Raw genomic sequence first — 14,364 nt, forward strand, 5'->3', positions numbered from 1 at the left:
GAACTCAGTCTCTACGGTTTTTCATTTCTGAGTTTATGTTGGCATGGAAGTTTAACAATATGGTAGATGGATCAATATGGTTGAAACAACATCATTAGAGACGAGCGCAGCATCACAATCAGCACGTTTGACAGAGAAAGCGGATACCCGGCAGAGAATTCGAGCTATCGTCGGTGCTTCCTCGGGTAATTTGGTTGAATGGTTCGACTTTTATATTTATTCGTTTTGTGCCCTTTACTTTGCACCGCTTTTTTTCCCTAGCGATAATCCGACCACTCAGTTAGTGCAAACTGCGGGTGTTTTTGCCGCAGGTTTTTTGATGCGCCCTATTGGTGGCTGGTTATTTGGTTATATTGCCGATAAACATGGTCGTAAGCTCTCCATGCTTATTTCTGTCTACATGATGTGTGCTGGCTCGTTAATGATTGCCTGCCTGCCAACATATGCTTCTATTGGTAGCCTCGCTCCTATTTTGTTATTAATTGCTCGCTTATTCCAAGGTCTATCAGTCGGTGGCGAATACGGCACCAGTGCTACCTATATGAGTGAAGTGGCAGTGAAAGGGCGCAAAGGTTTTTATGCTTCTTTCCAATATGTCACATTGATCGGCGGACAATTACTGGCATTATTAGTGCTGGTTTTGTTACAGCAAACTCTATCATCTGAAGTATTACATAGTTGGGGCTGGCGGATTCCTTTTGTGCTTGGGGCATTGCTGGCCGTGGTTGCACTTTATTTACGCCGTTCATTGAATGAAACTTCAGATGAAAAGACCCGTAACAAGAAAGATGCCGGTAGTTTGAAAGGGCTGTGGAAGCATCGGCGAGCCTTTATTATGGTATTAGGTTTCACTGCTGGCGGTTCACTGTCTTTTTATACTTATACGACTTATATGCAAAAATATTTAGTCAATACGGCTGGGATGGATGTGAAAACAGCCAGTCTGGTAATGACAGCGGCATTGTTTATTTTCATGATAATCCAACCCTTATTTGGTGCATTATCCGACCGTATTAGCCGGCGTACATCTATGCTGACTTTCGGTTTATTATCTATGCTACTCACAGTGCCTATTCTCCATGCGTTGAAAGGTGTCACCAGCCCTTATATCGCCTTTATGCTGATTGTCACCGCACTAATTATTCTCAGCTTCTATACTGCTATTGGTGGATTGCTGAAAGCCGAGATGTTCCCACCGGAGGTCAGAGCACTGGGGGTTGGCTTATCCTATGCGGTCGCCAATGCTATGTTTGGTGGTAGCGCTGAATATGTCGCGTTATCTCTCAAATCTTTTGATATGGAAAACAGTTTCTTCTGGTATGTCTCAGCCATGTGTTTCCTCACCTTCCTGGTTTCATTACGTTTACACCGCAAAGGGCAGGAGGTTGAACTATAAAGGGCTAATGTTGCGTACAACTGAAGCCACAATAAGATGGCTTCAGTAAGTATTGGCTAAATAACGTTGAATGGTCGCCAGTAATTTCCCTGTTCCACAACATGTATCATTATATCCTTCGGTATGTCGACGGTTAATAACCCGGTCATGGGGGCAGCCGCCATGACAAATAGAAAACCACTCGCAAAGTTGCATTTTTTCAGTCGCATTTTTTTCCTCATTGATGACTTGTTGATTATGCGATGAATGAGCTAAAAGATCCGCCAGGTCAGTATTTAACAAAGATCCATAGATGCTACCTTTATCACCCACATATTTGTCGCAGGGAGAGATGTCACCATTGGGTTCTAAGGTAATAATTTCTTGCGAGCAATTGCCAGACCAATAACATGCGGAAAGTTTATTTTTAGCATCTTTCAATACACGAATAAAATCATAAAAAACAGCAATATGTATCTTTCCCTGATAACCGTTTACCCAAATAGTAAACAGCTCTGATAGAAACTGGATAAATTCAGCATAACTGATAAATCCTTCGCCAACATACTGCCCTTTAACGAGTCTATTATCAGGAACTATATTAAGAAACTCAATGTGGGTTAATTCTATTGAGATAAAATAGTCCAACATCTCTTTCATGTCAGTTTTATAAACTTCTCGGTCAACAACAATAAGAGCACCATATGGAATATTATACTCGAGAAGTTTTTTTATTCCTTTGGCTATGCGATCAGATGTTTTTCTGCCTCGATAGTCCATCCGCCGTTTATCATTTACCGCTGGTACTCCATCAAGACTAATTCCGACATTCATGCCAATACCTTTAATAAATATTAACCACTCATCTGAGATATTAACGACATTTGATTGCATGGTGTTGGTTATATATTGCTCTGGCCGCTTGAATTGTTGCTGCAACCAAATAAGTTTTTTAAAAAATGCTGGCTTTAGTAGTGTGATTTCACCGCCATGCCAGACAAACTCAAATCTATTTACATTAGGAATGGCAAGGATCTGCCGTACTGTCCGGACGAGGGTATGAAATAACACCGTCTGATTGGGGCCTTCTGCCCATGAGTGGCAGTAGGTACAACGAAGATTACATAAACGGGTTGCCTTTAACACAACAACCAGTTTTTTTGCTTTAATAGCTTTCACTGAAATACTTTTTTTTATCTCTTCGTTGAATGTATCTAGCTCATCACTATCGAGTAATTTTTTTGCTGGTATTTTACCAATAAGATAAGATGATAGTGTTCTGTATTCACATGTATCGAGCTTTTCCAGTTCTTTAAGACCTATATCATTTATCTTAGTGCAATCAATGAATTTTACCGGAATTATATTATCCATAGCATATTCCTATTTGTTCATGTAAGTTTTCCATCTCTCATGTTTATTATTCTGTTGCCATATGAAGAAGCTTCATCTGAATGTGTAACCATAATAATAGTTGTACCTTTTTGGTTTATATATTTTAATTGCTGTAATACAGAAAGGGCATTTTTACTGTCTAAATTGCCAGTAGGCTCATCAGCCAAGAGCAATGCAGGGTTAGATACCATCGCTCTGGCGATGGCGACTCGTTGTTGTTGACCGCCTGAGAGTTGCATTGGTTTATGATTTTTCCGGTTATCAATATCGAACAGGTTTAAAATTTGGTTAACTTGTTCGGTACGTTCCTTTTTACCAATGCCCCGATATTTAAGTGGTAAGGCAACGTTATCAAAAATAGATAAGTGTGAAATGAGATTGAATGATTGAAATATATAACCTATTAATAATCGTCGTAATATTGTTTTTTGTGAGTGGCTCATATCAATAATGTTTTTTTTCGCCAGTGTGAATGAACCATTATCAAGAGAGTCAAACAGACCGATGATATTAAGTAATGTGGATTTTCCTGAGCCTGATGGCCCCATAATAGAAACGAAATCACCTTTTTCAACGCTGAAGCTAAGATGATTAAGAACCTTGGTTTTAATTGTTTTGGTGGTATAACACTTTTCAGCATTTTGTATATTTAGCATGTTATTTGAACTCAATAATATCGTATTCACTATTGTTAGTTTCTGGTGGGGTGACAATGATTTCCCCAACCTTTATTCCTGCTATTATCTCTGTTTTCATCGGGCTTCGACGATCTATTTCTATTTTAGATTTAATAGCTAGATCATTTTCTGGCTGATATATATAAATGAAATTATTTCCATCATCATCGGAAATGATACTATCAGTTGGTACCATCAATGCAGAGCTGTTTTTTTCTTGTAGTGGGATTTGTATTTCAATAGATTGCCCTCTTTTAAGTAGGGAGGTAGTATCATGTAGAGGGATCAGTTTTGCTTTGAATTTACCATTTTCAACAATAGTGGATACTGATTCAATAAGTAGTGGTGTATCTTGACCATTTATTGCTGCCAATATTTGGCTTTGTGGCTTAATTTTATCGAGGTAATATTCACTGAAATAAACATTAAAATAATATGATTTAAGGTTGTCGATAATTGCAATTTTTTCGCCGGGTTTTATTTGTTGACCCAGTTCTACATCAAGGATAGATAAAACCCCATCAATTGGAGCTTTTATAACTAATTGTTCCATCCCGTTTTCGATGATATCCATCATTCTCTCCAGTAATAATATAGAATCATCTATCCTCTTGAATTGTAATGGGAATGATTCTTTATTTTTATTATCATGATCTTTTAAAATTTCACTTTTTATTTGCCAGTTTTTTAACATACCGACTTGGTTTTCCAGTTCGGATTTTGCAATCATTGATTTCATGTCGAGGACTTGATGCCTGGCTAAATCTCTGGACATAGTCGTTATTTGATGCTGAGCCTCTTGTAAATTAAGTTTTGTTTCTCTATTATCTTGTTCCAATTGTATTTTCATATTGCGTAGATTGCTTATTTGCTCGGTAATGTTTACTATTCTGGATGTCGTTTCCAGCATAAAATCGTAGTTAGATAAACGAATAATGATATCGCCTTTCTCGACAGTATCGGAAGCCTGTTTGGCGACTTCAGTGACTTTTCCTCCTCGTTCACTTGATACAATCATACTTTCTTTAGGTACCGCGATAGCTCGGGTTGTCAGCACATCTTGATACACTTCTGCTTCAATAGTATGGAAAACAGCATTCTCTCGTGATATGAGTAAAGACCGCTGAGCGGTAGATAAACAATAAATATAATAAAGACAAGAAATAATAGCCAATAATACGAAAAAAATAATTAACTTAGCAGTCGTGTTTTTATTTTTTCTCTGCTCAATATTTATATCCATGATGTTATTTCTTCTTCTGACTATTTAGTGTATTACTATTGAAAATAAGTGTAGTAGTCATAACGATAATTACGCATAAAATAAAAGTAATAAATGAACCTGTCGCATAAACATAAGATAACCCTTTAATTACACTATATTGTGCCAGCCAATTATGCAATAACATAAAACCGAGAGGGAGTGATATTATTACTGCTATGACGATAGGTATAATGTTCTGCTGTATAAAGAAAATAATATGCGTATAAATTGATCCGCCAATAGACTCCATTATTGCTAGTGTTTTTTCGAGCCGTTTGGTCTCTGAGGTGCTGATTATTATTGTGCTTATTAATACTAATGTGACTGTAAATAATGTTACCGTGTTGATCGTATCATACATAAGTATATTATTACTGAAATATTCTTGGTGTAAGTTGCTGACTGATTTTATATGCTCAGTATTAACGTGATAGCGTTTTAATATTTTCTCTATTTTCCCGATGTCTTGAATGTTTTCAATTTTGACAGCACCATAGCGTTGGGGATTGTTTTGAATAAGCATAAGTAAGGGAGGCGCTGTCTCTTCTCTATCTGCCAGATAAAAGTCATCGATCACATTCAGTACCCTAACTGATTGTTGCGAGTTATTCTCATTAATATAAAAAATAGTATTCAGTATATGGTCATAGGACTGTTGTCCCATTAATGTCATAAACGATTTCGTGGCGATTGCATGGTAAATGTTGCTATTATCACTGGGTAATAATGGGCTTTTGTCCCCCGCTAGAATATTTACTCCCCAAGTATTAATAAAATGCTCATTTACCTTTAGGATGTTAACTGTGGCTAGTTTGTCTTTTTCTTGCTGATTACTATGGAATACAGAAGTATTCTGCCGAGACATGTCAAATGGCCGCCAGTTACTCAGCGAGATACTATTAACTCCAGCTGCATTCCTTAATTCATCTTGTAAATTGTTTATTGCGGTTTTTGATTTTAATTCGTCACTTAGTATAAATGTTATTACATTTTCTTTTTCATAACCAAAATTGTAATCTTTCATAAAATGAATCTGTGTCATTATACCCGCCCACAGGTATATGATGATACCTGCAATAATGATCTGCATGCAGAACATAATACGAGTCATATAGTGTGACTGAGATGATTGTGCAGCAATGCTGTTGCTATAGGTATTATTAGGCAAAGTCAGCGTCAGCAAAAAAAGGTAGTGGGCGAGTAAAATAGCTGCGTAAGTTAGCGCGGTAGTAATAGATAACGCGGTTGAGAAGTCATAATTGCCATGAGTAAAGATAAGCTCTCTGGCACTATCGGAAAATTGCACGAGTGACATCAAAATAAAAAGAGCAGCTAATAGTACAAATGCAGTTTGGAATGTAGCAATAAAAAATGCTTCTGTGATTAGCTGATAACGGGACGCACCAATGGCTTTTTTTATATAGAAACTGTTTCTCTTCTTTGTATTTATCACATTGTTAATATTGAAGAAATTCATTGTCGTAGCAAAAAAAACAAATACACCTGAGGCGTATAAAATATTTAAGTATGAGCTTGAAACTACTGTGCTAATTTCATCAGGCAATGCATTGTCATAATGGATATCAGCAATATTACGTGCTGAAAGCTGAATGAATTCTTCTGGACTAAAAGGGGCTCCTGGAAGCTGTGGTGCGTGCTGAATAACGTGAGAATTTAGTTGCTCGGAGGTGGGGCTGATCCCAGATTTCATCGTGATAAAAGCGTAGGCATGGGTATCATACCAATCATGTCTTTTATCGTGGTAACCATCCAATATTTCAGGAGCGAATGCGATAACTGCAGTCGTTTTAAAACGGCTGGATGGATTAAATTCAACAACATCTTTAATAAGAAATTGGCCTTTATCACCTAACGTTATGACATGCCCTTGAGGGTTATCCAGATGAAGATATTGTCGGTTAAACTCAGGGGTAATGATAATTTCATTCTGTGCCAGATAGAGTTTTTTTTGTTGATAGGGATTTAATGTGTTAAAAAAATCGGTGCTAATTGCATAGATATCAATATTTGAATACGTCTTATCATTGACATGTAGGTTGGTGAAAATACGTGCGATGTAATCAATCTTCTTGATATCTTTATCATTTCTTAATACGGAAATAAGTGGGAATGGAACTTGTGCTGACTTCACTTCATCGCCGTTAGGTAGATTAAATGATGTTTCTATCCGATATATATCTTTATAGTTACTATTATGTTTCTCAATACGAGAGTCTGTTAAATAAAGAAACAATACAAAAAATAGTGAGATCAATCCTATAGCCGTTATTAGTATTGCTAACAGGCTTGATACTGGGCTTAGCTTCAGATCATTAAAAAATTCACTTGTTAGCATGGAAAGTATCTCACTGATTTTAATAAAATAGAGTGGTGGTGTTATTTTTTTCTAAAATTCATCAAACGATAATGATCATTATAATTAAGATGCTACTAATAGCATCTTAATTTGTTTTAATTAAAAGTATCATTGTTTGATTTATTGTTGTGTAAAACTTTTTGACCAATTCCAGGCGGTTATTTGGTTGTCGGCGTTGCTGCGTTTTAGATTTTCTATTTCATGGTCATTTATAGAAAATAAATTATTTTTAAATGATTGTTCTAACGACTCTAACTTAGTCTTTAATGCCATTAAATGAGCATTATTTATTCTTTCATTTGATTGATTCGACGTAAACATATGAATATCCTTTTAAGTTTATTCCTTTTTTGTGCTGCTCAGCCTCAGTGAGTGTTGAGCTATTTATTTGTAATTCTTTTCTCCGATTTTATCAATGTTTTTTTCATCATGCTTTTTATAATGATTTATTAATTATGTTATTAAACTAAAGGATTATTAGTTATTGGCGTAACGAGAGTAAGCTATATATCTTAAATAAAATAAAAAGCTCCCGAAGGAGCTTGAGGTTAATGGCAAAGTGCCTGTAGCCGGTGAAAACAGGCAGATCGTAAAGACGCCATACTTCTTTTGTTAAACAAGCTTCCCAGGGGGGCGAGCTGCGCCATCCTTGGCGCGGACGCTTTACTCTTCTACCTACCGTCATCTTGCAAGATCGAGTTATCGAGGTTTGTCAGCAGTCCGAAGGAGCTTTAAGTTTTCTATTATTGTTGATCGGCTGAGTGATATCCGTTAGCGATGTAAATATTCGGCATGGAAACGCAGATGATCTTCAATAAATGTCGCTATGGTGAAATAGCTATGATCATAGCCCGGCTGAATACGCAAGGTCAGAGGCCAATCACGTTGACGTGCCAACTCGGCTAATTTTGCCGGTTGTAATTGATCGGCAAGGAACTGATCGACATCTCCCTGATCCACCAACATCGGCAACTGGGTTTCTGCATGTGTTAGTAAATGGCAGCTATCATATTGTAACCATTGGCTTTCATCTGCACCCAGATAGGCACTAAAGGCTTTACGGCCCCACGGAACCTGACACGGATTGACTATCGGCGCGAAAGCTGAGGCCGATTGATATTGCTGCGGGTTACGCAGCGCTAACATCAGCGCACCGTGCCCGCCCATTGAGTGACCACAGATAGATTGACGTGCACTGACACTAAAGTGCTGACCAATCAATGCAGGCAACTCCTGGCTGATGTAATCATACATATGAAAATGTTCAGACCAGGGAGCTTGCGTTGCATTGAGGTAGAACCCCGCTCCCTGGCCTAAATCATAGCCATCATCATTAGGAACATCATCACCACGTGGGCTGGTATCCGGCATCACCAGCACCAATCCTAGCTCAGCCGCGATACGCTGTGCGCCCGCTTTTAGCGTGAAGTTTTCATCATTACAGGTTAGCCCCGATAGCCAGTAAACTACCGGCGGCGGGTTATCATCCCGTGGTGGTGGCAGATAGATGCTGAAAGTCATATTGCAATTCAGGCTGCTGGCGGCGTGGCGATAGCGCTGTTGCCATCCGCCAAACATCCGGTGCTCTTCGAGAAGTTCAAGTGACGTATTCATGCCTTCTTGCCTTACTTGTTTTGTAAAGAATGGTTTTGCGAAGATTGATCAAAATGAATCACGGTACGGATGGATTTGCCTTCATGCATCAAATCAAAGGCTTCATTGATTTGGTCCAATCCCATGGTATGGGTGATGAAGTCATTCAGGGCGAACTTCCCATCCAGATATTGCTGCACAATGCCCGGTAATTCTGAACGGCCTTTTACCCCACCAAAGGCAGAACCACGCCAGACGCGGCCTGTCACCAATTGGAATGGACGGGTTGAGATCTCTTCACCGGCACCGGCGACACCAATAATCACTGATTCGCCCCAACCTTTATGGCAGCACTCTAAAGCTGAACGCATGACATTGACGTTACCAATACATTCGAATGAGAAATCTACGCCGCCATCGGTCAACTCGACAATCACATCCTGAATAGGTTTATCATAATCTTTCGGGTTAATCAGGTCCGTCGCACCCAGTTTGCGGGCCAGCTCGAATTTACTGGTATTGAGATCGATACCGATAATGCGACTGGCACCGGCCATCTGTGCGCCAATGACCGCAGACAAGCCAATACCACCCAGCCCGAAGATAGCTACAGTGTCACCCGGTTTTACTTTGGCAGTATTGATAACTGCCCCCATGCCAGTGGTGACGCCACAACCGAGCAAGCAAACTTCTTCTAATGGCGCTTCTTTATTGATTTTTGCTAGTGATATTTCTGGTACCACTGTCAGTTCGGAGAAAGTTGAGGTGCCCATGTAATGGAAAATTGGCTGGCCATTCTTAGAAAAACGCGTGGTGCCATCAGGCATTAACCCTTTGCCCTGTGTGCTGCGGATTGCTTGACACAGGTTGGTCTTACCAGAGCGACAGAATTTACATTCACCACATTCAGGTGTGTACAGCGGGATCACATGATCACCCACCGCAACACTGGTCACGCCTTCGCCAATTGCTTCTACAATACCGCCACCTTCGTGACCCAGAATAGCTGGGAATACACCTTCAGGATCTTTGCCCGATAAGGTATAGGCGTCAGTGTGGCAAACCCCACTGGCGACGATCCGCACCAGGACTTCGCCTTTTTGTGGTGGCATTAAATCGACTTCTTCAACGGATAGCGGCTGGTTTGGCCCCCATGCGACGGCGGCGCGGGTTTTAATCATCTTCATGGTGTTGCTCCTATAGCTTCTGTGTAATGAGTGTTATATAAATATATTCTTTATGTATCATATATGTTTCATGTGATCGTTACCGATAACAGCAGACGATACTTGTATAAATTATGACCGGAAAAAGTAGCTCTGCCCGCTCAATTACTGAGTTTCAATCTGTTCAATGATTAATTCTTTGAGGGCGCGAACATTAGGGCTAAAGGCATCTTTACGCCAAATAAGCCAGGTTGCCGTCTCGGCAATATCGGGTGGCAGGTGGTGCACCTGTACTCGCTCGTGGCCGGGTAGTAGAGCCAATACTGAATGCGGTATCAGCGCTAACCCCGCTCCGCTAGCCACACAAGCTAGCATGGCGTGGTAGGACTGGATTTCCATGATATGTCCAGGTAAGCAGCCCGCCTGACGGAACCAGCTTTCCAGCTGTAGCCGATATGAACAACTGGGACGAAAAGCAAACAAAGTTTCATCCACGGCATCACGGGCTTGCAGAATAGGTCGGTGATCCAGACAGGAAATGATCACCAATTGCTCCTCGAAAGAGCGGCAACCATGCAGTTCATCATGCTGCACCGGGCCATCGACCAATGCGGTCGCCAGTGTTCCGGCTCGGACTTGTTCAATGATTTCGCCGGAAGTCCCGGTGGTCAGTGATAAAGAGACCTTGGGATAGCGCTGGTGATAAGCCGCGAGCAGATTGGGCAGGCGAGTGGCCGCAGTACTTTCCATCGAGCCGAGAGGGAAATTACCGGCAGGTTCACCTGCATGAGTAATGCTCATGGCCTCCTCGCTCAGCGCCAGAATTCGGTTGGCATAGCAAAGAAAATTGTGACCCATGGGCGAAAGGCGCAGGCGCTGTTTTTCACGGATGAACAGGTCTGCACCCAACTCTATTTCAAGCTGGCGCAGGCGTGTCGTCAAATTTGAGGGGACGCGGTGCATCTGCTCCGCTGCTCGGGCAACGGAACCTGTTTCTGCTACACAACAAAACATGCGCAGCTGGGTCAGATCCATAGGTGTTCTCTTTTTGTGATGAACTTAGTGACTATTATTCATTTTTTGTGATTCTAATGCTCAGGCATGATATTCGCAACTTTCTTTTAACAGATTGTCTGCGGTAATGAGCTGACAGAAATAGATAGGCGGGGCTGATGGCATTAAGAATTGCATTGAGTGGCTTTCTGGCATTAGTGGTGGCTATGGGGATAGGGCGTTTTGCTTTCACTCCCCAAGTGCCACTGATGATAGCGGAACATCAATTCACCCTGACCGGGGCAGGGCTGGTTGCGGCAGTTAATTATCTGGGATATTTATTTGGTGCTTTTGATGCCATGCGGGCCAGCCGCCATGTTGAACGCCGCTTATGGCTAGGGATATGGGGCGCGGCGGCGTTGACATTGCTATCGGCGTTTGTTGACGGGCCGTGGTGGCATGGTGTGGTACGTTTTGCTATTGGCTGGGCCAGTGGCTGGTCGATGGTGCTGGTTGCCGCCTGGACCAATGAGCGATTGGCACATTTTGGCCGTCCTGCGCTGAGTGCGGCTGTCTTTGCTGGGCCGGGGGCTGGCATATTCATCAGCGGCATGTTGGCTGTGCTGATTCATAGCTATGGCTTATCGGCGGGAGAAGCTTGGCTAGTGTATGGCGTATTGGCGTTGATTATTGTTGCTGCCATTAGTATTAATTTACCGCGCAGTGGGGAATTGCATCGTCCTCATCTTGCCGCTGTGCCACTGACTTTAACTCCAGCACTGAAACGGTTGGTGTGGAGTTACAGTCTGGCGGGGTTTGGCTATATTTTACCCGCCACGTTTTTATCGCAGATGGCCACTGCCCGTTTCCCTGATAGTCTATTTGCGCAGTTTGTCTGGCCTGTTTTCGGTGGTGCCGCCGTGATAGGTATTACCCTCGGTATCCTGACGCGCCATTGTTTGACATCACAAACACGGCTGGCATTAACCCTGTGGGTACAGGCCTTAGGGGTGCTGTGTGCAGAATGGGTGCCAGGTGTGAGCGGACTGGCATTGGGTGCTGTATTAATCGGCGGTGGTTTTTTGAGTGTCGTCCAACTTTCTTTGCAACATGGTCGCGAATTGGCCCCGGAACACACCCGGTATATGGCCGGTTTATTGACCACCGGCTATGCTATCGGGCAGTTGGTTGGGCCGATATTATCCGCGATTTCGACCGCATTGACCCACCGGTTGGAACCCGCATTATATGTCGCAATAGTGGCACTGATGATTGCCGGGGCTTTGGTGATTAAAACCCCAGCCCGTGCGCGGGAGATTGCTGCTCATCCAGACGCAACAATTTCATCATGATGAAAGAGCCGCTGCAGATGAATAACAATCATCGGATATCAAGAACAATCACTGGATAATCATTTTGCTCTCAACTAAAGTGGAGAGCAAAATCTGAACGTGATCTACATCATGTTTATCTCGCTCAGACACGTATGCCTGTTGGAGAAAAGAATGTCATCGCTGAGTAAAGAAGCTGAGCTGGTTCATGAAGCACTGCTGGCCCGTGGCCTTGAAACCCCATTGCGCAAACAAGAATTAGATGCCGAAACGCGCAAGACCCGGATTCAGGAACATATGACGCAAGTTATGCAATTGCTGAATCTTGATTTATCTGACGATAGCCTGGCTGATACACCCAGACGTATCGCCAAGATGTATGTTGATGAGATTTTCTCCGGACTGGATTACGAGAATTTCCCTAAAATTACCCTGATCGAAAATAAAATGAAGGTTGATGAGATGGTTACGGTGCGTGATATCACCCTGACCAGTACTTGTGAACATCATTTTGTCACTATCGATGGTAAAGCAATAGTGGCCTATATCCCGAAAGACAGTGTGATTGGTTTATCCAAAATCAATCGTATTGTGCAGTTTTTCGCCCAGCGCCCACAAGTACAAGAGCGGCTGACGCAGCAAATCCTGCTGGCCTTGCAGACCTTGTTAGGGACAAATAATGTCGCTGTTTCTATTGATGCCGTGCATTATTGTGTGAAAGCGCGTGGTATTCGCGATGCGACCAGTGCGACCACCACCACGTCATTGGGCGGGTTGTTCAAATCCAGTCAGAATACTCGCCAGGAATTCCTGCGCGCTGTTCGTCATAATAGCTAATATCACCACGGTTAATTAGCCTTTTGCCAAAAAGGGCACCATTGGGTGCCCCTATACAGGATGTCGGGTATGCGTCAACGCATCGCAACGTTAGACAGCGCGCGAGGTCTGGCCATTCTTGGCATTCTTCTGCTCAATATTAGTGCTTTTGGCCTTCCCAAGGCTGCTTATCTTAATCCTGCTTATCTTGGTCTTCCCTCTGTGTCTGATAGCTGGACATGGGCCATTCTTGATATTGTCGCTCAAGCAAAGTTCCTCTCTATTTTTGCCATTTTATTTGGTGCTGGCCTTGAACTGCTGCTTAAACGTGGCAAAGGCTGGATACGGGCGCGGCTTTCTCTCCTATTGTTATTAGGGTTGATTCACGGCATTTTCTTCTGGGATGGCGATATTCTTTTAGCTTATGGTTTGATCGGCCTGGTGTGCTGGCGAATGATTCGTGATGCTAAAGATGCAACCAGTTTATTGCGCACCGGGGCGGTGCTTTATTTGCTGGGGGTGGCGGTGTTATTGCTACTGGGTTTTGTCACCAGCGGCGAGCCGGGCCGCTTTTGGCAACCGGGGCCAGCAGATTTGCAATATGAGCAATTCTGGAAATTACAGGGTGGGGCGGAGGCTTGGAAAAACCGGCTGGATCTGTTGTCATCCAATTTGATTGCTATCGGCGCGCAATATGGCTGGGAACTGGCAGGCTCAATGCTCTTGGGGGCCGGGCTGATGCGTTGCGGTTGGCTACGTGGGGAATTCAGTTTGCGCCATTATCGGGTGCTGGCTGCTTGTTTGATACCGCTTTCATTAGTTATCCAAATACCGGGTGTGGCGCTGCAATGGTTGGTTGGATGGGATTTCCGTTGGACCGGCTTTTTGCTACAAGTGCCGCGTGAGCTGGGCGCACCTCTGCAGGCGGTAGGTTATTTGGCCTTGCTTTATGGCTTCTGGCCGACATTGGCGGGCTGGCGAGTTAGCCATTGGTTGGCACAGGTTGGCCGCATGGCACTGAGCAATTATTTATTGCAGACATTGATATGCACTTTTATCTTCTATCACCTCGGCTTCTATCAGCAGCTAGATCGTCTGCAATTGTTAGCTATCGTTCCATTGGTCTGGCTATGTAATATCCTCTTCTCCTTGTTATGGCTGCATTATTTTGCCCAAGGGCCAGTCGAATGGCTTTGGCGTAAATTGACCGCCTATGCTTGTGGTCAATCGTTACAGCCGCGCAACACCAAGTCTTGAATGCGTCTAAAACAGGATAATGATTGAACAGTTGCAAATTTGTATGTAAACGTTTTCTTTCTTGTGACGTATTTCACGTGGCAGTCTCAATAAACTGGGTAGGATAGGCCACCTGCCATG

The 14,364-nt window shown here is 42.6% G+C and carries 12 protein-coding genes; 4 read left to right on the top strand and 8 right to left on the bottom strand.

Annotated elements, in window-relative coordinates:
- Window positions 1-76 precede the first annotated feature (76 nt).
- Window positions 77-1,396: an MFS family transporter gene (locus DXZ79_RS07385; protein ID WP_038634396.1), complete on the top strand. Its 1,320-nt coding sequence runs from the start codon at window positions 77-79 to the stop codon at window positions 1,394-1,396.
- A gap of 42 nt (window positions 1,397-1,438) precedes the next feature.
- Here DXZ79_RS07385 and darE read toward each other — a convergent pair whose 3' ends face one another.
- The 8 genes from darE to ptrR all read right to left on the bottom strand — a co-directional run bounded on the left by darE (window position 1,439) and on the right by ptrR (window position 10,882).
- Window positions 1,439-2,749, bottom strand: a complete 1,311-nt coding sequence (darE, locus tag DXZ79_RS07390) for a darobactin maturation radical SAM/SPASM protein DarE (RefSeq protein WP_038634393.1) — start codon at window positions 2,747-2,749, stop codon at window positions 1,439-1,441.
- Window positions 2,750-2,766: 17 nt separating this feature from the next.
- Window positions 2,767-3,426, bottom strand: a complete 660-nt coding sequence (gene darD, locus DXZ79_RS07395; RefSeq protein WP_038634390.1) for a darobactin export ABC transporter ATP-binding protein — start codon at window positions 3,424-3,426, stop codon at window positions 2,767-2,769.
- A 1-nt stretch (window position 3,427) separates the two neighbouring features.
- Window positions 3,428-4,690 (bottom strand): darobactin export ABC transporter periplasmic adaptor subunit, encoded by a 1,263-nt coding sequence (gene darC / locus DXZ79_RS07400; RefSeq protein ID WP_050291630.1) that lies wholly within the window; start codon window positions 4,688-4,690, stop codon window positions 3,428-3,430.
- A gap of 4 nt (window positions 4,691-4,694) precedes the next feature.
- Window positions 4,695-7,067: a darobactin export ABC transporter permease subunit gene (gene darB / locus DXZ79_RS07405; protein ID WP_038634383.1), complete on the bottom strand. Its 2,373-nt coding sequence runs from the start codon at window positions 7,065-7,067 to the stop codon at window positions 4,695-4,697.
- 141 nt (window positions 7,068-7,208) lie between these two features.
- On the bottom strand, window positions 7,209-7,409 hold the full coding sequence (darA, locus tag DXZ79_RS07410; RefSeq protein WP_032818984.1) for a darobactin family peptide antibiotic: 201 nt from the start codon (window positions 7,407-7,409) through the stop codon (window positions 7,209-7,211).
- 450 nt (window positions 7,410-7,859) lie between these two features.
- Entirely contained in the window at window positions 7,860-8,702 is an 843-nt protein-coding gene (gene fghA / locus DXZ79_RS07415; protein ID WP_038634381.1) for an S-formylglutathione hydrolase, read from the bottom strand.
- Window positions 8,703-8,713: 11 nt separating this feature from the next.
- Window positions 8,714-9,868: an S-(hydroxymethyl)glutathione dehydrogenase/class III alcohol dehydrogenase gene (locus DXZ79_RS07420; RefSeq protein WP_038634378.1), complete on the bottom strand. Its 1,155-nt coding sequence runs from the start codon at window positions 9,866-9,868 to the stop codon at window positions 8,714-8,716.
- Between the two features lie 144 nt (window positions 9,869-10,012).
- A complete protein-coding gene (ptrR, locus tag DXZ79_RS07425; protein ID WP_038634374.1) occupies window positions 10,013-10,882 on the bottom strand; it encodes a putrescine utilization regulator PtrR in 870 nt (289 codons plus the stop codon).
- Between the two features lie 137 nt (window positions 10,883-11,019).
- On the opposite strand from ptrR, the gene DXZ79_RS07430 reads away from it, so the two are divergent.
- The 3 genes from DXZ79_RS07430 to yeiB all read left to right on the top strand — a co-directional run bounded on the left by DXZ79_RS07430 (window position 11,020) and on the right by yeiB (window position 14,244).
- Entirely contained in the window at window positions 11,020-12,192 is a 1,173-nt protein-coding gene (locus DXZ79_RS07430) for a YbfB/YjiJ family MFS transporter (RefSeq protein ID WP_120011184.1), read from the top strand.
- Between the two features lie 153 nt (window positions 12,193-12,345).
- Window positions 12,346-13,008 carry a GTP cyclohydrolase I FolE gene (gene folE, locus DXZ79_RS07435; RefSeq protein ID WP_038634369.1) on the top strand — a complete coding sequence of 221 codons (663 nt, stop codon included), beginning with the start codon at window positions 12,346-12,348 and terminating at the stop codon, window positions 13,006-13,008.
- 69 nt (window positions 13,009-13,077) lie between these two features.
- A complete protein-coding gene (gene yeiB, locus DXZ79_RS07440) occupies window positions 13,078-14,244 on the top strand; it encodes a DUF418 domain-containing protein YeiB (protein ID WP_050291633.1) in 1,167 nt (388 codons plus the stop codon).
- The last annotated feature ends 120 nt before the right edge of the window (window positions 14,245-14,364 follow it).

Source organism: Yersinia rochesterensis, from assembly GCF_003600645.1.
Lineage (GTDB): Bacteria > Pseudomonadota > Gammaproteobacteria > Enterobacterales > Enterobacteriaceae > Yersinia > Yersinia rochesterensis.

Coding starts and splice junctions, on each gene's coding strand:
- DXZ79_RS07385 (WP_038634396.1), top strand. CDS start 77: ATGGTTGAAACAACATCATTAGAGACGAGCGCAGCATCACAATCAGCA.
- darE (WP_038634393.1), bottom strand. CDS start 2,749: ATGGATAATATAATTCCGGTAAAATTCATTGATTGCACTAAGATAAAT.
- darD (WP_038634390.1), bottom strand. CDS start 3,426: ATGCTAAATATACAAAATGCTGAAAAGTGTTATACCACCAAAACAATT.
- darC (WP_050291630.1), bottom strand. CDS start 4,690: ATGGATATAAATATTGAGCAGAGAAAAAATAAAAACACGACTGCTAAG.
- darB (WP_038634383.1), bottom strand. CDS start 7,067: ATGCTAACAAGTGAATTTTTTAATGATCTGAAGCTAAGCCCAGTATCA.
- darA (WP_032818984.1), bottom strand. CDS start 7,409: ATGTTTACGTCGAATCAATCAAATGAAAGAATAAATAATGCTCATTTA.
- fghA (WP_038634381.1), bottom strand. CDS start 8,702: ATGAATACGTCACTTGAACTTCTCGAAGAGCACCGGATGTTTGGCGGA.
- DXZ79_RS07420 (WP_038634378.1), bottom strand. CDS start 9,868: ATGAAGATGATTAAAACCCGCGCCGCCGTCGCATGGGGGCCAAACCAG.
- ptrR (WP_038634374.1), bottom strand. CDS start 10,882: ATGGATCTGACCCAGCTGCGCATGTTTTGTTGTGTAGCAGAAACAGGT.
- DXZ79_RS07430 (WP_120011184.1), top strand. CDS start 11,020: ATGGCATTAAGAATTGCATTGAGTGGCTTTCTGGCATTAGTGGTGGCT.
- folE (WP_038634369.1), top strand. CDS start 12,346: ATGTCATCGCTGAGTAAAGAAGCTGAGCTGGTTCATGAAGCACTGCTG.
- yeiB (WP_050291633.1), top strand. CDS start 13,078: ATGCGTCAACGCATCGCAACGTTAGACAGCGCGCGAGGTCTGGCCATT.